This window comes from Ideonella lacteola, from assembly GCF_038066555.1.
Classification (GTDB): domain Bacteria; phylum Pseudomonadota; class Gammaproteobacteria; order Burkholderiales; family Burkholderiaceae_C; genus Ideonella; species Ideonella lacteola.
Genome location: NZ_JBBUTG010000001.1, coordinates 167,497 through 185,042, shown reverse-complemented (window position 1 = coordinate 185,042; position 17,546 = coordinate 167,497). Strand labels below are relative to the sequence as shown.

Below are 17,546 nucleotides of genomic sequence, written 5' to 3'. Positions count from 1 at the left end.
CCCCTTGCATTACCCCAGGAGACAACCATGAACACCACCCGCCGCCTTCTCGCTGCCGCCGCCGCCACGATGCTGGCCTGCGCGCCGCTCGCCACCCTGGCACAAGACATCAAGCCGCGATTGATCCGCTTCGGCTACGGCCTGAACGAACAGAGCAACCAAGGGCGGGCGGTGAAGGTCTTCGCCGACGCCGTGGAGAAGGCCTCCGGCGGCAAGATGAAGGTGCGCGCGATCGGCGCCGCCGCCCTCGGGCCGGACACCCAGATGCAGCAAGCCCTCATCGGCGGCGCGCAGGAAATGATGGTGGGCTCCACCGCCACGCTCGTTGGCATCACCAAGGAAATGGCGCTGTGGGACACGCCCTTCCTCGTCAACAGCGTGAAAGAGGCAGACGCCGTGCTCGACGGGCCCATCGGCCAGAAGGTGATGGCCAAGCTGCCCGAGAAGGGGTTGGTCGGCCTCGTCTACTGGGAAAACGGCTTCCGCAACCTGACGAACTCGAAGCACCCGGTCTCCAAGCTCGAAGACCTCAATGGCATCAAGCTGCGGGTGATGCAGAACAACGTGTTCCTTGAAAGCTTCAAGACGCTGGGCGCCAATGCCGTTCCCCTGCCCTTCTCCGAGCTTTTCAGCGCGTTGGAAACGGGCACGGTCGATGGGCAGGAGAACCCCTTCAACACCATCCTCTCCAGCAAGTTCTACGAGGTGCAGAAGTACTTGTCGGTGACCAACCACGTCTACAGCCCGTGGATCGTGCTGGTCAGCAAGAAGTGGTGGGACGGCCTGTCCAAGACCGAGCAGAAGATCCTTCAGGACGCCGCCAGCGCCAGCCGCGACTTCGAGCGCAAGGACACGCGCGACGAAGCCGGCCGCGCGCTGGCCGACCTGAAGGCCAAGGGCATGCAGATCAACGAGCTCACGCCGGCCGAATCGGCCCGCATGCGTGACCGCCTGACCCGCGTCAACGCCAGCATCGCCGCCAATGTGGGCATGGACCTCTGGAACGAGACCCAGGCCGAGCTCACGAAGATCCGTGGCGGGAAGTAAGCGCCGAACCCGGCCCGGCACCCACGGTGCCGGTGCCCACGCCGTGCAGGGCCAAAGCGGCCAGCACGGCCACGCCGAGTGGATCGCGCAGGCCGAATCCGGCCACGAAGAGCAGCGGCGTTCCCAGCGCCACCGCCATCCAGGCGGTCCGGCCCCAGGCTCGGGCTTCTGACAGACCGCCGAGCGCCACCGTGCCCAGCCACAAGGCCGCGAACAGGCACGCCTGCTGCCCGGGCGGCCAGCGGCCTTCGCGGTAGACGTGGTAAATCACCAGCGCAAACAACACGAGGCCACCCGTCAGCACCCACCCTTCGCGCGCCGCTGGGAGACGGGCGGTCTCACGTTGGCGCGGTACCGGACCCTCGCGCCCGGTGATCCAGCGCCAGAACGGCGCCAGATTGGCGCGCACCGGATCGACACCAGGCGTCGCACCGTCCACCCCATACCGCACGGGCACCTGCAGCAGTTCGTCTTGTGCGGTGCCGAACAGGTGATCCCACAGTCGCAGCGTGCCGCCAAAGTTCTTGTCGCGGTACTCCGGGTTGGCGGCATGGTGGATGCGGTGGTTCCACGGGGTGACGAGCCAGCGGTCCAACCAGGCCAAGCGCGGCACGCTGCCGCAGTGGTTCCAGAACTGGATCGAGTAGTGCGCCCCCGAGACCACCAGAAACACCGTCAGGGGCACGCCCACCATCGCCAGGCCGGCAAAGAACGGCAAGGAGGTGGCGGACGAGAACCAGGAGTTGCGCACCCCCAGAGACAAATTGAAGTGTTCGCCCTCATGGTGCACCACATGCACCGCCCACAGCGGCGCCCAGCGATGGTGGAGCCGATGTTCCCAGTAGAAGCAGAAGTCCCAGGCGATGAAGGTGAACGACCACACCGCCCACCGCGGCCAGGCCTCCAGCCACCCCAGGTTCACATGCTGCGACAGCCAGGCATAGCCCGCCACCTCCAAGCCGCGAAACCACCAGAGCAGGACGTGACCGGAGTTCAGGTTGAAGACCACGTCGTGCCACGGCGGTGCGGCGCGCCCCTGCCGTCTCAGCCACCACGCATCGCCGACCACCAGCAAGACCATCAGTGCCAGCGGCCATGCATAGTCGTTCATCGCCACGCGGCACCTCCTGTGAGCGCGCGCAGCGGCCGCGACCCCTGCGCCCACCGCGCGCTGGCCATGCCGAGCAGCAAGCCAGCCGAGACGTCCCAGGCGAGGTGGCGCCGCGTCTGCACGATGGCGTGCAGGATCAGCAGGCCCCAGGCCGCGATCGCCATGCTGCGCGCCGGGCGCCGCGCCTCACACAGACACAGCACCGACAGCACGGTGAGCGCTGCATGCAGCGAGGGCAGGCAGTTGCGGGGGCTGTCGTGCGCCATCACGAATCGAAGCATGGTGTCACTCCAGCCCGAGCCCGTCACGGCCGGATACGACAGGGTCGTCGGGTAGGCGACGAACGCGATCGCCGCGACCGCCGCACACATCTGCATCGACCGGCACAGCCCGGGCAGCCGACGCGCATCGCCACACAGAAACGCAGCTGGCACCAGCAGAAAGAACGAGAGATAGATCCACACGCCCTGGGGGTCAAAAGCGATGACCCGATCGATCGCGGTTTCGCCCAACCTCAGACCCTGCAATGGCCAGCAGGCGGCCCACGCATAAGCGAGGCCCACGCTGCCCCAGCCCCAGGCCATGTGCCTCACGCGCATCCACCCGCCGGCCGTCACACCGCCTCCTTCAGGCGCAGGATGCGCCGGCGCTTGGTGGTGAAGTCGTTCGGCGGCAGCGTGGGGCACAGCGTCCAGCGCAGTCCGGCCACCGCCACGCCGAGCTGGTCCAGCGCCTCGGCCAACCGAGCCTGGCAGCGGGCCAGGGCCGCGCCTCCGCCGGCCACGTGCAGCCGCAGCGCCTCGGCGCCGGTCTGCCACAGGCGGTAGTCGGCCTCCAGCGGCAGGGCCTGCGCGATCGCGCGCGCGCAAGCATCGGCGAAAACGGTCACGCGCCCGCCTGCACGCCCGGGCAGCAGCAGCATGTCATCGCAGCGGCCCTCGATGCGTTCGATGGCCATCGCCGGGTTGCCGCAGCGGCAGGGCTCGGCGCGCCGCACCAGCACGTCGTCGAGCCGGTACCGCACGATCGGCTGGGTCCAGCGGGTGAAGTCGGTGATCAGCGGCTGGAAACGGTCCGCGTCCATCCATTGCGGTTCGATGTGCAGAAACTCCTCGTTCAGATGCATCACGCCGTGCGGGCAAGTCGACCCGAGAAAGCCCTCGGTGGCCTGATAGATCTCACCCGGCTCGCCGAAGACGGCCCCCACCAGCGCGCGGTCCATCGGGTCGAGCACCTCGGCCGCAGAGATGACACGCCGAGGGGTCACGCTGACACGGCCGGTCTGCCGGGCCAAGGCCAGGCTGCGCAGCACCTGCGCGGGTGCCACCACAATGCTGGGCCGGTAGGCCTCGAGTTGGCCCAGAAGCGTGTCGAAGGGCTGCAATAAATCGAAGAACTGGAACGACAACCACGGCGTGCGCACCGAGGTGTAGAGGTTGCTGTTGGCGCGCAGGAACAACGCGATGCGCTCGCGCCGCCACAGCCCGCGCGGCAGCAGCTTGGCGAGCATCACACCGGCCCACTGCGCCTGCTCTTCGCGGCTCACGACGAACACCCCGCGCCCACCCGAGGTGCCAGAGGACAAGCCCACGCTGTGCCGCCCGATCGAGGGACGAAAGTCGCGACTGGTTTCGGCGCGCAAGGCGCAGGCGAGCACCTCGTCCAGACGAAGTCCGGCGGTGTTCATGCTGTCGAAGTGCCGCATCATCGTGGCCTTGTCCATCGTCGGCCACTGCGCGATGGGGCGATCACACACCGCGCGAAAGTACGGGCTGCGGGGCAGCACGTGAGCGGCAAAGCGCGCCAGGCCGCGTGCCTGGTGCTGCTCGAGCGCAGCACGGTCACCCCAGCGCATGCGCCGGGCGCGGGCGTGGCTGCGCAACAGGCTGTGCAGGTGCCACAGGTCCATCAACAATCTCCCTCGTGGGTCAGCCAGATGCGTGCATGCCCGCCCTGATGCAGGCGTTGCAGGCGATGCAGGGTGTTTTCGTAGGCGCGGCTGTCGTCCATGATCAGGTGGGCCAGGCGCGATGGGCCGACGCCCTCGCGGTAGCTCCGGGGCGACCACGCGGCATCCGACGCCAGCAGCACCCAGCCCTGCGGGGTGTCGACGAAGGCCCCCAAGTGGCCCGCGGCGTGACCTGGCAGCTCCACGACCACCACTTCGCCGCCGGTACCGGGCAGGGCCCAGCCCTCGCAGAAAGGCGACAGGCTGGCTGGCAGCGCGATGGATTCGAAGCTCTCCACCGCGGCCGCGCGAGCCTCGAAGTCGTCCGGTATCAGCCCCGGCACGAACGCGTGGCGCAGGGCGCGCCAGCCCCTCAGGCGCCGCACCGCCTGCCAACCGCCGCCGTGGCAGATGAAGCGCGTGCCCTGGCAGTCGCGCAGCCCGGCAATGTGGTCCCCGTGGAAGTGCGACAACACCACGCCGGTGAGATCGCGAGGGGCCAGCCCGGCTGCGCGCAGCTGGGCCACCACCGCCTGTCGCGGCTCGAACACCACCGGTGTCACGCGGCGGTACCAGGCGAAGACGCCCGAGCGCGTGTGATCGTGGAAGTGGTTGGCATAGCCCGTGTCCCACAGCCAGCGCGTATCGCCCGCCTCAATGAGGTAAGCCCTGGCGGGAAAGACACAGGCTCCCCAGCGCCCGCCCCGAACAGCCACACAGCCCGGGTGCGTGCAGTGCCCCGCTTCAAAGACCGTGATGCGCGCCATGCTCTCGCCACCAACGGGCTGTTCGTCGAATGCCGTCGGCCATGTCATGAACCGGGCGGTACCCCAGTTCGTCCAAGGCGCGCTGCTGGCACAGCGTCATGTCGAATTGCAGCGCACCCACCCCGTAGCGCGTCAGCATCGGCTCACGTCGCGTCACCCGTGCACACGCTTCCTGAACGCGCGCCGCGGCGTCCATCAGGCCGTAGGGCAGCGCCTGAATGCGAAGCGGCAGACCGAGTTCATCTCGCAGCAGGTGGCCCAGCACCTCGGCCAGCGAACTGGGCTCCTGGTTGGTGATGTTGTAGACGCTGCCGGAGGGCACCGCAGCGGTCGTGGCGCAGCGCATCGCGTGGACCACGTTCTCGACATAGGTCAAGTCGATGCGAGCCTGCCCGCCCCGCGGCAGTGGAAGACGGCCGCCGCGGGCCCCCATCACCTGCAGGATGCGCGGCAGCACGACCCGGTCGTGCGGGCCGAACAAGCCGCGCGGCCTCAGCATCACGAAGGTGGTGGCCGCGTGGCGCCGTGCCAACCCGCGAATCACCTCTTCAGCCCGCCATTTGCTCGCGGCGTAGTGATTGACGAGGTGCTGGGCCCGGTGGGTCTCGGGCACCTGGTGGCGGTGGCTGTAGTCGAAATAGATCGACGGCGTCGAGATGTGAACGAAGCGCCGCACCCCTTGCAGCGCGGCAGCCTGCGCCAGCCGCTGCGTCGCCCGCACATTGGCTGCGTCGAACGCCCGCGCACGCCCCCAAGGCGACGACAGCGCGGCGCAGTGCCACACCGTGTGCACGCCGTCGAGCAGCCGACTCAGCGACGCATCGTCCGCACAGGCGAGATCGACAGGTTCGAACGGGATGCCGGCGCGCTTCAGCGCCGCACCTTGCACCACATCGCGCCCGGTGGCGCGCACCCGCGCGCCGGACTGGGCCAGCAGGTGCGCTGCATTGCGACCCAGGCCACTGGTGGCCCCTGTGACGAGGATCATGTGTGCAGCACCATGGCGCCCAGCGTGAGGCCGGCGGCCGAGCCGATCAGCAGCACCCGCATGCCGGGCCGCCAGCGCCCACCGACCGCCGCTTCATGCAGGGCCGTCGGCAGCGAAGCCGCCACCTGGTTGCCGTGCGTGGCGTAGATGTCCACCACGCGCGACGCCGGCAACTGCAGGCGCTTGCGGATGTGCTGCATCGCCAGGTGGCTGGCCTGGTGCGGCACGATCAGGTCGATGTCGTCGCGATCGAACGGGCACCGGTCGAACAGGTCGTCGAGAAAGTCGCCGATGACCTGCGAGGTGAGCCGGAACACGCCCTTGCCATCCATGCGGAACAGGAAATCCTCCGGCTGCGCGCCGTTCGACGGGGTGCAGCGCGTGCCGCCAGCCCGCACCTCGCACAAGGCCTTGCCCTGCGGGTGCGTTCGCATCAGATAGGCTTCGATGCCCACGTCCCCATCGCCCCGCTCGACGACCACCGCCGCCGCACCATCACCGAAGATCAGCGAGGCTTCGGGCTCGCGCCAGTCCACGCCCCGGGAGGCCAGATCAGACGCCACGATCGCGATGCGTCGGTACGTGCCAGCGTTCAACAGCGCCGCCGCCAGTTGAAGCGCAGCGAGAAAGCCCAGGCAGCTTGCATTCACATCGAACGCGGGCGTGCCCGAAGACAGGCCCGCCGGCTCCAGCACGCGGCAAGCCGTGGTGGGCAGCGCCTGCTCGGGCACACCCGAGGCCGACAGCAGCAAATCGATCGAGCCCGGATCGATGCCGCCTCGATCCATCGCGTCGCGCAAGGCCAAGGCGGCCAGCCCCGACTGCGTGTCGGTGGCGCATGCATGGTGGCGTGAACGCACGCCGGACTTGTCCTGTACCCAGCCGGGTGGGCGGTGGAGTTGGCGATCCAGATCGCTCGACAGGATGAGCTGCGCAGGCAGCGCCTTGCCGGTGGCGAGCAGCTTCAGCGGAAGGAGCGCAGCCGAGGGGCTGGCCAGTGTCAGCGGTGATGCGGGTGATGGCGATGCCATCCGCCCCACCGGGGCTGACTGCACGCGGCCCTCACCGCGCCGCAGGAGGGAAAACATGTCGGGTTGACCGTGCCTTTCTGGTGTGTGGTTCAGCCACCGCGGCGGTGGCTGGGCACCATGCTCGGCCCCAAGGTGCTCACGCGGGCCGCCGGCATACGGTGGTAGCGCATCACGCACCGGCCGGTATCACGCGGCGCTACGGCGAGCGCGACGCGCGATACTGCGCGCATGCGCATCGCCCTCATCGCCCACGACCGCAAGAAAGACGACATGGTCCGGCTCGCCGGCCAGTTTCACGCGGTGCTGTCACGCTGCACTCTGATGGCCACCGGCACCACCGGCGGCCGGCTGCAACGCGAGGTCGGCCTGGCCGTCGAATGCCTGTTGAGCGGCCCGCTGGGCGGTGATCTGCAGATCGGCGCACGGCTCGCGGTGGGCGAGGTCGATGCGGTGATCTTCCTGCGCGATCCGATGACCCCCCAGCCGCACGAGCCCGACATCAACGCCCTGGTGCGCGCCTGCGACGTGCATGACGTGCCCTGCGCCACCAACCTCTCAGGCGCTCGGCTCTTGCTGCAAGGCCTGATCGTCGAATAGGCGCTCCGCTACCTGGGGACACACTTCCTCACGGCCGCGCAGCAGATATCTTCAAGCGGCACACCGAAGCGCGCCTCAGAATCGGCCGGCGAACCGCGGTCGTCGCACTGAGGCGGGCGAGTCTGAGCGGATCGCTTCGACGTGAGAGGAGACACCCTTGAGAAACCACCCCGTATCCCGCTGGGCCGTCACGGCCGGCCTGCTGCTGGCCGCTCATCACGGCCTGGCTTCCGCCGACGAAAGCTCAGACGCCCTGGCCCCGGCCGCCGACCCGTGTGCCGGCAGCTACCTGCTTTGCGACGATTTCAAGGGCCCGAAGATCGACACCCAAAAGTGGATCATCGGGAACACCGACATCGCCCACCAGTTCCCGGTGCGCCCCGAGAACGTCGGCCTGGGCACCTACAACGACAACGGCACCCTCGTCTCGGTGGTCGATACCAAGATCTATGGCGACCAACACGCCGGGCCCCGGCGGCAAGGTGGCCTTCTGATCACCGCCGCGTCGTTCGGCGCCGGGCGCTACGAAGTGCGGATGAAGCCGCTGCCCGGACCGCACGGCTGCTCGTGCATGTGGAACTACTACGACAGCTCGAACGAGCCGAACCCGCCGGACCGGCGCGTGTACACCGAGATCGACATCGAGATGCCGGCGCACATGAACCCGCCGCCGGACTGGTCCACCTGGCGCAAGACGCTGGGCTTCAACACCTGGAGCCACACCGACAAGGATTCAGACGCCACCTACATCAACTGGACATCGAAGACCGTCGACCCGTTCGATGGGAAGTTTCACGTCTTCCGGTGGGACTGGCAAACGCAGAAGGGCCAGCGCCGGATCGACTGGTATGTCGACGGCGTGTTGCAGACCTCCACCGTGAAGCACGTGAGCTCACACAAGGCGCCGCTGTGGGTGGGCAACTGGCCTGCGCCTTGGCCGGGCATGGACTACGCCTTCGACACCATGCACCTGTACATCGACTGGGTGCGCATATCGGCGCTCTGAGCACCTGCGCCACGTCGCGTGGCGGCGTCCCGTGTTCAGCGCACCCCGGGCGCCGAGCCTTCCAGGCGGAAGACGTTCACCGCGGCCACGAGGTCGCGTGATTGCTGCTCCAGGCTGGACGCCGCCGCGGCGGCCTGCTCCACCAACGCGGCGTTCTGCTGGGTGACCGTGTCCATCTCGGCCACGGTGTGACCGATCTGGTTGACACCACTGCTCTGCTCGCGACTGGCCACGCTGATGCCACCCACCAGTTGGCTGACCGACTGGATCGAGGAGACAACCTGGCGCATCGTCGTGCCGGCCTGATCGACCAGCGTGGCGCCTTCGGCCACCTGGCTGACGCTGCTGGTGATCAGCTGCCGAATCTCGCGCGCGGCCTGGGCGCTGCGCTGGGCCAGGCTGCGCACCTCGCCGGCCACCACCGCGAACCCGCGGCCATGCTCGCCGGCGCGGGCCGCCTCGACGGCCGCGTTCAGCGCCAGGATGTTGGTCTGGAAAGACAAGCCATCGATCACGCCGGTGATCTCGCCGATCTTCTGCGAGCTGGCGTGGATGGTCTGCATCGTCTGGACCACGCGGTCCACCACCTCCCCACCGCGCACCGCCACATCGCAGGCACCGGTCGCGAGGTCGCTGACCTGCGCCGCCTGATCGGCTGTCTGCCGGGCGGTGGCGCCGAGCTGCTCCATCGTGGAAGCCGTCTGCTGCAGGTGTGAGGCCTGCTGTTCGGTGCGCTGGCTCAGGTCCTGATTGCCCTGGGCGATCTCCCGCGAGGCGTAGGCCACGCTCTCCGCGCTGCTGCGGACATGGCCCACCACGTCGGCCAGGCGGTCACGCATGTGGCCCAGCGCGGCCAGCAATTGCGCCAGCTCGTCACGCCCGGTGGCCTGCACGCGCTGGGTCAGGTCGCCCTCGGCCACGCGGCGGGCCACGGTCACCGCCCGCGACAGCGGCACGGTGATGCTTCGTGCGATCACCCAGGCGGCGGCGGCACCGATCACACCCGCCAGGACGCCCAGTGCCGTCAGCCAGCGGGCGCTGGCATCGCTGTCGGCGCGCAACTCGGCCGAGAGGCGGTCGATCTCTTCGCGCTGCAGGGCTTGCAGGCTCAGCATGCCCGCCAGGTAGGCGTCGGCTGCCGGGCGAAACTCTTTCTCCAGCTTGGTCTGGGCCTCATCGGCCTGACCGCCCTTCTTCAGCGCGGTGATGTCGTCTCGCACCTGGATGAAAGTCTTGCGGGTGGCCGCCAGGCGGTCAAACACCTCGCGTTCTTTCGGGGTCGAGATCAACCCTTCGATCTGCTTCTGCAGCGAAGTGGAGGTCTGGCTCGCCGCCTTGACATCGTCGGCGAAGAACTCGACGAGCGACGGGTCGGAGCTGCGCGCAATCGCGCCGGTGCGACGCACGCCGGCATTCACCGTGGCATACCAGTCGCTGACGAGGCGCTCCTTGGTGAGCGGCACGTCCATCATGGCGCGGGCCTGCGCTGCCGAGATGTTCAGTCGCACGAGCGCCGTCACCGTGATGGCGGCCAGCAGCGCGAGCACCAGGCCGAAGCCCAAGGTCAGTCTCTGGCCGATGTTGAGCTGAGGCATGCGGAACTCCGAGGTCTGGGATGGCGTGGGCACGGGTGCCATTCGTCACCAGTGCGGACTGGCGGAGAGTCTCGGTGACGCTGCCCATGTGTGATCGATTCAACAGGCCCGGATTCGCTGCCTTGATCGACCCGTTGTCCGGCAGCAGCGGGTCGTCGGGTTGAGCGACCAGGTTCCCTGGCGCGAGGTGCGAGTGTCTTTCGGGAGCGCCCGAGCAAAAGACGCCAGCGCTCTCAGCCGATGGCCGGCGCCCCGCGGCCCGGCTGCAGGCGCGGGGTGGGCCACAAGGCCAGAATGCGCGCCGCCATCTTGGCCGCCGCCCCGCGGTGCACCGCCGCAAACGCTTCGGCAGCACAGGCCGCCCGTTGGCGAACAGGCTCGTCGGCCAAGACCGCCTGCGCGCGAGCCAGGGCCGAGGGCCAGTCGGGCTCTTGCCACGCGGCACCGGCGGCCAGGGCCTGCTCGGCTGCGTCGGCAAAGTTGAACACCGAGGGGCCGAGAACGACGGGGCAGCCGCAGGCCGCAGCCTCGATGAAGTTGTGCGCGCCCAGCGGCTTGAAGCTGCCGCCTTGCAGGCTGACGTCCGCCACGCCGTAATACAGCGCCATTTCGCCCACCGTGTCACCCAACCACACATCGGCCCGGTGATCGTCAGCCGTGGGCCCCTGTTCAGGCCAGAGGCTGCGGCGGCTGAGGCGCAACCCCCGGGCGTCGATGAGCGAAGCCACCTCATCGAAGCGCTGCGGGTGGCGCGGCACCAGCAACAACAGCGGCCGCGGCGCGGGCAGCGCCACCCAGGCGGCCAGCAGATCGGCCTCCTCACCCTCGCGGGTGCTGGCGGCCACGATCACCGGCCGGGCGAGCGTCGCCCGCCAGGCGCGGCCCACGGAGCGCTGCGCCTCGTCCGGTCGCAGGTCGTATTTCAAGTTGCCGCAGACATCGGCCCGCGGCACCCCGGCTGCACGCAGGCGCTCGGCATCGGCTTCGGTCTGCGCCAGCGCCACGGCCAGCCGTTCGCCAGCCGGCTGCAACAGGGCCGACAAACGTTGCCCCTTGGCGGCGCTGCGCTCGGACAGCCTCGCATTGGCCAGCACCATCGGCACGCCAGCAAGCGAGGTTTCGTGCAGCAGGTTGGGCCAGATCTCTGTTTCCATCAACACGCCCAACGCAGGGCGATGGTGTCGAAGGAAGCGGCGCACCGCACCCGGGGTGTCATAGGGCAACCAGGCTTGCTGGTCGCCGGCACGCAGCAGCGACGCGCCCGCCGCACGGCCGGTGGCGGTGCCGTGGGTGAGCAAGAGCCGAAGATCCGGCTGCGCAGCGCGCAGCGCCTCCACCAGCGCGGCCGCCGCTCTGGTCTCGCCCAGCGACACGGCATGCACCCACAGTGGTGGAGGCCCCGGCGGGCGCACCGCCGCGGACGCGCGGCCCAGTCTCTCGCCCAGCGCCAGGCGATACCCAGGCTCGCGCCGGCCGCGCCACCACAACCGCGCCAGATACAGCGGTGTGGCCAGGCGCAGCAGGCTCGAATAGGCGGCGCGGGCCAGCGCCCTTTTCATCGGCAGCCGATCAGGGCCGCATCCCGCGGCCCATGCGACGTGGTCAGTGGGCGGCCGCGGCGAATTGCGCGTCGGGCTTGACTTCACGCAGGGCGGTCATGAAGTCCTTCTCGATGCGGTGCAGGGCCTCTTCGGTGTGGCCTTCAAAGCGCATCACCAGCACCGGGGTGGTGTTGGAGGCGCGCACCAGGCCGAAGCCATCGGGGTAGTCGGCGCGCAGGCCATCGATGGTGCCGATTTCGGCGCCCGGGAACTTGGCGGTCTCACGCAGCTTTTCGATCACGGCGTGCGGCTCGCCTTCCGAGCAGGGCACGTTCAGCTCAGGCGTGCTGAAGCTGGTGGGCAGGTCGTTGAGCACCGCGCTGGGGTCGTCCGAACGCGACAGGATCTCCAGCAGCCGACCGGCCGTGTACATCGCGTCATCGAAGCCGTACCAGCGCTCGCTGAAGAAGATGTGGCCGCTCATCTCGCCAGCGATCGGCGCACCGGTTTCCTTCAGCTTGGCCTTCACCAGCGAGTGACCGGTCTTGTACATCATCGGCACGCCGCCGTGCTCGCGCACATCCGGCGCCAGGCGCTGGCTGCACTTCACGTCGAAAATGATGGTGCCGCCCTTGACGCGGGTGAGGATGTCGCGGGCAAACAGGATGATCTGACGATCCGGGAAGATGATCTGGCCGTCCTTGGTGACCACGCCCAGGCGGTCGCCATCGCCGTCGAACGCCAGGCCCAGCTCGGCGCCGGTGGCGTGCACGACCTTGATCAGGTCGGCCAGGTTCTCAGGCTTGGAGGGATCGGGATGGTGGTTCGGGAAATCACCGTCGACCTTCGAGTACAGGTCGATCACCTCGCACCCCAGCGCTTTCAGGATGGCCGGTGCGGTGGCGCCGGGAATGCCATTGCCCGAATCGACAACAATCTTCATCGGCCGCGCCAGCTTGCAGTCGCTGGTGATGCGGTGGGCGTACTCGGGGATCACGTCCATCGAGGCGATGCGGCCCTTGCCGGTGGTGTAGTCCTCGGCTTCCATGCGGCGACGCAGCGCCTGGATGTCCTCGCCATAGATCGCCCGGCCGGCCAGGACCATCTTGAAGCCGTTGTAGTCCTTCGGGTTGTGGCTGCCGGTCACCTGGATGCCGCTGGAGCAGCCGTACTTCGAGCGGGTCGCCGCCACGTAATAGACGATCGGCGTGGTCACGGCACCGAGATCGACCACGTCCAGCCCGGTGGACGCCAGGCCGCGCATCAGCGCCTCGGCCAGGCCCGGGCCCGAGAGGCGGCCGTCACGGCCCACGGCCACGGCCTTTTCACCGGCCTTCAGGGCCTCGGTGCCGAAGGCCCGGCCGAGATGCTCGGCGAACTGCTCGTCGAGGGCTTGGCCCACGATGCCGCGAATGTCGTAAGCCTTGAATGCGGAAGCTGCTACTTTCATGCGTGTTTTCTCCTTGGCGGCGGGATTGTAGGCAGGCGGGGTTTCCTGCCTGTTACATGCAAGCGGCGGGCCAGGCTGGCCATTCGTCGCACGAGCCGTCGATCCGTCGCGCCACGGCGCCGCCCGGGCAAGGGCGCTGCCTACACTGCAGCCCATGAATTCGAGCCTGTCCACCGAGCTGCTCAAGCGGTCCTGGCGCAGTTGGGCGTCCACCGGCGGCCCGCGCCAGGGCCCCTACTGGCTGCAGCTGGTCTGGACGGCACTCTTCGCCATTCCCTGCGCGCTCGCCTTCACCGGCGTGGGTTTCGCGCTGTACGCACGCGGGGCGGTCTGGCGAGATCCGGCGCTCTGGGGGGAATGGCTGCGGGTGAACCTGTCCGTCAGCCTGTTCATCAGCCTGTGCATCGGCTACACCATCCAAGGCTTGTATGAGCTGCTGTTCCACCTCGTCGATCGCCGGCGTATCGATCGGTTGAGCGAGGGCCGCAAGGCGCTCGTCTTCATCGCCGTCCCGCTCGTGGGCGTGGCCTTGGCTTGGCCCTTGTCGGTGTGGATCCTGCGGCGGAGCTTTTCGCAGATCGACATGGGCGGTGCATCGCCCTCCATCAACCTGGGCTTCATCGTCTTTTCGCTGATGTTCAGCCTGGTGATGTACCTGTACTTCGGTGGAAAGGCGCGGGTGGAGCAGGCGAACCGGCGCGCCGCCGAAGCCCAGCTGCGGCTGCTGCAAGGCCAGATCGAGCCGCACTTCCTATTCAACACGCTCGCCAATGTGGTGGGACTGATCGACGCCGACCCGACCCGGGCGCGCCGGATGCTGGAGTCGTTCATCGACTACCTGCGTGCATCGCTGGGGGGCTTGCGCAACCCAGACCACACCTTGGGTCATGAGATGGCACTGGTCGATGCCTACCTGCGCGTGCTGTCGATGCGGATGGAAGACCGTCTGCGGGTGAGGCTGGACGTGCCGGCGGACTTGCTGGCGCTGCCCATCCCGCCGGTCGTCGTGCAACCGCTGGTGGAAAACGCCATCCACCACGGGCTGGAGCCCAAGGTAGAAGGTGGCGAGGTGTTGGTGCGCGCGCACCTCGCCGACGGCCGCCTGCACATCGATGTGATCGACGATGGCCTGGGCCTTCCCTCCCACCCTGCGCCAGGCCGCCGCGGCGGTGCTGGCGCCGCCGTGGCCAACATCCGAGAGCGTCTGCACACCGCCTTTGGCGACGCAGCGCAGTTGTCGCTCAGCAACCGCGCCGAAGGCGGCGTGCATGCCAGCCTGACGATCCCCTGCCCCACCTCTCCATCCCACTGACGATGACCACCGCGCTGATCGCCGACGACGAACCCCACCTCGCCCGCTATCTCGGCGAGCAACTGGCCTCACTGTGGCCCGAGCTGCAGGTCGTGGCCGTGGCCCGCAACGGCCTGGAAGCCGCCGCAGCGATCGAGCAGCACCAACCGGACGTGGCATTCCTGGACATCCGCATGCCAGGCTTGACCGGGCTGGAAGTGGCGCAGGGTATCGAGGGCCGCACCCGCGTCGTGTTCGTCACCGCTTACGACGAATTCGCTGTGCAGGCGTTTGAACAGGCTGCCCTCGACTACCTGCTCAAGCCAGTCACCACCGAGCGGCTGTCCCGGTCGATACAACGCCTGCGCGGCGCGCTCGACAGCACACCGCCCGAACCCGATGCCCGGCTGGCGGCCACGCTGAAGCAACTGCTGCCGGGCACCACCTCCACCGCCACTCCGCTGCGTTGGATTCGCGCCAGCGCCGGTGAGATGACCTACCAGGTGCCCGTGGCCGACGTGATCTTTTTTCAGGCGGACGACAAATACACCTGCGTGCACACCGCCACCCGCGAGCATCTGATCCGCACCCCGATCACCGAGCTGGCCAGCCAGCTCGACGCACAGCAGTTCTGGCAGGTGCATCGGTCGACGCTCATCAACCTCGACCACCTCGAGAGCACCCGCCGCGACGAAGCCAGCCGCCTGTGGCTGCGCCTGCGCGGCCACGCCCATGAGCTGCCCGTCAGCCGCGCCTACGTGCACCTGTTCAAGGCCATGTAGCGGGCTGCCGGCTGCCGGGCCCCCGACAGACCCTTGAGCCGATCAAGCAGGCACCAGCACCTTCAGCAGCCAGCGGTTCAGATCGGAGATCTCTTCGGCGCAGACGGCGTGCTCCATCGGGTAGTCATGCCATTCCACCTCGTGGCCCAGGGCGCGCAGGGCGTCTCGGGAGATGGTGCCCAGCGCCGGCTGCACGATGGGATCGTGGCGACCGTGGGCCATGAAGATCGGCGTGTGGCTGTTGGCGGCCGTGCGTTCCGAGGCCGTCATCGCCGCCAGTGGAAGGTAGCCAGACAAGCCCACCAGGCCCGCCAGGCGCTGCGGCGCACGCAGCCCGGTCAACAGGGTCATCGCGCAGCCCTGGGAAAAGCCCATCAGGACGATGCGCTCGGCGGCCACACCGCGCTCGACCTCGCGGTCGATCAGCGCCTGAACGTCCAGCCGCGACTGTCGCAGGCCCGTTTCGTCTTCGCGCTGCGACAGCTCCAGCGACGCAATGTCGTACCAGGCGCGCATCCGCGCGCCGCCGTTGAGCGTGACGGCGCGGACGGGCGCGTGGGGGAAGATGTACCGCACATGGCCGACTGGTCGCAGATCCAGCTGCTGCGCCACCGGCACGAAATCGTTGCCGTCAGCGCCCAGCCCATGCAGGACGATGATGCTGACCACCGGGTGCGGCCCGGTGGTGCCTTCGAGGGTTTCAAGTGCCATCCAGCCAGCATAGCGCCAGCGGCGGCGCCCGGCATGCGCCAAGGCAAACCGGCCCGCGAGCGCACAGGATCACGCGCGGGCTCAGCGATCAGGCTCAACTCACGGAGTGCCCTTGCTGCCCTTGACGGACGCTTGAGCGACCACGTACTTCTCTTCGATCGCCTCCAGGCTGCCCGACGCGAAGGGCAGGATCAGCCGGATTTCCTTGTTGATGCTGCCATCCACTTCGAACCGATGGCCTTCCAGCAGCCGGGCGCGATCTCCTTGCCGGTTGATCACCTGGTAGTTGCCTCGCGGCAACAGCGCCGACACCATCCAGACGGTCGTCCCCGCCGTCGGGCCAGGGCCCAGGTTGTACAGCGGGCTGGTGTGCTCTTGCCAGCCAGCCACCAGCGGCGGGTTGCTGGCGGGCTGGTCGGCCGCGTCGGTCGGCGCGGTGGAGCAGGCGCCCAGCGTGAACAGCAGGCTGGCGGACAGGCATGCCGCGGTGCGGCGGACGATCGAAGGCGTGGTGTGAGTCATGAAAGCTCCTCGATGGATGGTCGGGAAAACCGCTCAACGGACGAACCCGGCGCGCTGTTGACGGCCGATTCGATCCGCGTGGGTCGATCTCGCCAGTGTGCGCCATTCCAAGCCGGCATGCGGCTTGCCTGACCGCACTCGCCCACCTGCCTGCCTGCCTGCCACGCCAGCGTCGGCCACGCCGCCCATGCTCACTCCCCTCCCCCTGCCACCGAGCGGCTTGTTGCCTTGGCAACGCGCCCGCACGATTCAACCGTCGTGGCTGCGCCAGCGCGGAGACAATTCCGCCATGTCTCAGCTCTTCGAGGTCCATCCGGACAACCCTCAGCCGCGTCTGCTCAAGCAGGCTGCGCAGATCCTGCATGCCGGTGGGGTCGCCGCCGTTCCCACGGATTCCAGCTACGCACTGGTGTGCCATCTGGACGACAAGGGCGCCGCCGAGAAGCTGCGTCGCATCCGCCAGGTGGACGACAAGCACCACCTGACCTTGCTGTGCCGCGACTTGTCCGAGCTGGCCACCTACGCCCGCGTGGACAACCGGCAGTACCGGCTGCTGAAGCACGCCACGCCCGGCCCGTTCACCTTCATCCTCGAGGCCACGAAAGAGGTGCCGCGACGCTTGTCGCACCCGTCGCGGCGCACGATCGGCCTGCGGGTGCCGGAGCACAAGGTGCTGCAGCTGCTGCTCGCCGAGTTCGGCCAGCCGCTGCTGGCCACCACCTTGATTCCTCCGGGCGAGCACGAGGCGATGAACGAGCCCCAGGACATCCGCGAGCGGTTCCAGAAGCAGTTGCAGCTGGTGGTGGATTCAGGCGCCTGCCCGATGCAGCCGACCACGGTGATCGATCTGAGCGGCGACGAACCTGTGATCGTCCGACAGGGGCGCGGCGACGTGACCCTGCTCGGCCTGACGCCACTGGACGACTGACCGCGGGTGCCGGCCGCCGGGGCCGCCCTCCCGGGCCTGCCCGGCGCGCAGTGAACACTCACAGCGAGCTGAGGCAGGTCGGCACGGCCCCGTGGTCCTCCGACAGGCCCCTCCCGGGTGAAGAGGCTGGCGAAGGCTGAAAGGGCCGCGTCAGGCCGATCGGCGGAGGCGGCCCTACACCGCCGCGCGGCGATGATTGGGGCCCCGGACGGGGCCTGGCGCGAGAGAAGA

General features: G+C 68.5%; 17 protein-coding genes. 6 read left to right on the top strand and 11 right to left on the bottom strand.

What is annotated here, in order from left to right; translation table 11 throughout:
- Positions 1–27: 27 nt before the first annotated feature.
- Positions 28–1,047, top strand: coding sequence for a TRAP transporter substrate-binding protein (locus AACH06_RS00635; protein WP_341423653.1), 1,020 nt, complete (start codon positions 28–30; stop codon positions 1,045–1,047).
- On the opposite strand, the gene AACH06_RS00630 is transcribed toward AACH06_RS00635, so the two are convergent.
- From AACH06_RS00630 to AACH06_RS00605, 6 genes are read right to left on the bottom strand one after another with little or no spacing between them, the layout of a single operon-like run.
- Entirely contained in the window at positions 1,022–2,158 is a 1,137-nt protein-coding gene (locus tag AACH06_RS00630; RefSeq protein ID WP_341424210.1) for a sterol desaturase family protein, read from the bottom strand. The two genes, AACH06_RS00635 and AACH06_RS00630, sit on opposite strands and share 26 nt — an antisense overlap.
- Positions 2,155–2,775 (bottom strand): phosphatase PAP2 family protein, encoded by a 621-nt coding sequence (locus AACH06_RS00625; RefSeq protein ID WP_341423652.1) that lies wholly within the window; start codon positions 2,773–2,775, stop codon positions 2,155–2,157. Before AACH06_RS00625 ends, AACH06_RS00630 begins: the two co-directional genes overlap by 4 nt.
- Positions 2,772–4,067: a F390 synthetase-related protein gene (locus AACH06_RS00620; protein WP_341423651.1), complete on the bottom strand. Its 1,296-nt coding sequence runs from the start codon at positions 4,065–4,067 to the stop codon at positions 2,772–2,774. The genes AACH06_RS00625 and AACH06_RS00620 overlap by 4 nt, the downstream gene beginning before the upstream one ends.
- Positions 4,067–4,873 (bottom strand): MBL fold metallo-hydrolase, encoded by an 807-nt coding sequence (locus AACH06_RS00615; protein WP_341423650.1) that lies wholly within the window; start codon positions 4,871–4,873, stop codon positions 4,067–4,069. The genes AACH06_RS00620 and AACH06_RS00615 overlap by 1 nt, the downstream gene beginning before the upstream one ends.
- Complete coding sequence (locus AACH06_RS00610; protein WP_341423649.1) at positions 4,851–5,861, bottom strand: NAD-dependent epimerase/dehydratase family protein; 1,011 nt, start codon at positions 5,859–5,861, stop codon at positions 4,851–4,853. Before AACH06_RS00610 ends, AACH06_RS00615 begins: the two co-directional genes overlap by 23 nt.
- On the bottom strand, positions 5,858–6,949 hold the full coding sequence (locus AACH06_RS00605) for a 3-oxoacyl-[acyl-carrier-protein] synthase III C-terminal domain-containing protein (RefSeq protein ID WP_341423648.1): 1,092 nt from the start codon (positions 6,947–6,949) through the stop codon (positions 5,858–5,860). The genes AACH06_RS00610 and AACH06_RS00605 overlap by 4 nt, the downstream gene beginning before the upstream one ends.
- 171 nt (positions 6,950–7,120) lie before the next feature.
- Here AACH06_RS00605 and AACH06_RS00600 point away from each other — a divergent pair, with 171 nt between their 5' ends.
- The gene (locus tag AACH06_RS00600) at positions 7,121–7,489 is read left to right on the top strand and encodes a methylglyoxal synthase (RefSeq protein WP_341423647.1); all 369 of its coding nucleotides are present in this window, start codon (positions 7,121–7,123) and stop codon (positions 7,487–7,489) included.
- Positions 7,490–7,646: 157 nt separating this feature from the next.
- Complete coding sequence (locus AACH06_RS00595; RefSeq protein WP_341423646.1) at positions 7,647–8,495, top strand: glycoside hydrolase family 16 protein; 849 nt, start codon at positions 7,647–7,649, stop codon at positions 8,493–8,495.
- Positions 8,496–8,530: 35 nt separating this feature from the next.
- Here AACH06_RS00595 and AACH06_RS00590 read toward each other — a convergent pair whose 3' ends face one another.
- The 3 genes from AACH06_RS00590 to AACH06_RS00580 all read right to left on the bottom strand — a co-directional run bounded on the left by AACH06_RS00590 (position 8,531) and on the right by AACH06_RS00580 (position 13,081).
- On the bottom strand, positions 8,531–10,123 hold the full coding sequence (locus AACH06_RS00590; protein WP_341423645.1) for a methyl-accepting chemotaxis protein: 1,593 nt from the start codon (positions 10,121–10,123) through the stop codon (positions 8,531–8,533).
- Between the two features lie 200 nt (positions 10,124–10,323).
- Positions 10,324–11,649 (bottom strand): 3-deoxy-D-manno-octulosonic acid transferase, encoded by a 1,326-nt coding sequence (locus AACH06_RS00585; protein WP_341423644.1) that lies wholly within the window; start codon positions 11,647–11,649, stop codon positions 10,324–10,326.
- A 43-nt stretch (positions 11,650–11,692) separates the two neighbouring features.
- Positions 11,693–13,081 (bottom strand): phosphomannomutase/phosphoglucomutase, encoded by a 1,389-nt coding sequence (locus AACH06_RS00580; RefSeq protein ID WP_341423643.1) that lies wholly within the window; start codon positions 13,079–13,081, stop codon positions 11,693–11,695.
- 154 nt (positions 13,082–13,235) lie between these two features.
- Here AACH06_RS00580 and AACH06_RS00575 point away from each other — a divergent pair, with 154 nt between their 5' ends.
- Positions 13,236–14,393: a sensor histidine kinase gene (locus AACH06_RS00575; protein ID WP_341423642.1), complete on the top strand. Its 1,158-nt coding sequence runs from the start codon at positions 13,236–13,238 to the stop codon at positions 14,391–14,393.
- Between the two features lie 2 nt (positions 14,394–14,395).
- Complete coding sequence (locus AACH06_RS00570) at positions 14,396–15,154, top strand: LytR/AlgR family response regulator transcription factor (RefSeq protein WP_341423641.1); 759 nt, start codon at positions 14,396–14,398, stop codon at positions 15,152–15,154.
- 42 nt (positions 15,155–15,196) lie between these two features.
- Here AACH06_RS00570 and AACH06_RS00565 read toward each other — a convergent pair whose 3' ends face one another.
- Both AACH06_RS00565 and AACH06_RS00560 read right to left on the bottom strand, forming a co-directional pair.
- On the bottom strand, positions 15,197–15,865 hold the full coding sequence (locus AACH06_RS00565) for an alpha/beta hydrolase (protein WP_341423640.1): 669 nt from the start codon (positions 15,863–15,865) through the stop codon (positions 15,197–15,199).
- Between the two features lie 99 nt (positions 15,866–15,964).
- Positions 15,965–16,387, bottom strand: coding sequence for a hypothetical protein (locus tag AACH06_RS00560; protein ID WP_341423638.1), 423 nt, complete (start codon positions 16,385–16,387; stop codon positions 15,965–15,967).
- Positions 16,388–16,676: 289 nt separating this feature from the next.
- Between AACH06_RS00560 and AACH06_RS00555 the strand changes: the two genes are divergently transcribed.
- Positions 16,677–17,315: an L-threonylcarbamoyladenylate synthase gene (locus AACH06_RS00555; protein WP_341423637.1), complete on the top strand. Its 639-nt coding sequence runs from the start codon at positions 16,677–16,679 to the stop codon at positions 17,313–17,315.
- Positions 17,316–17,546 lie beyond the last annotated feature (231 nt).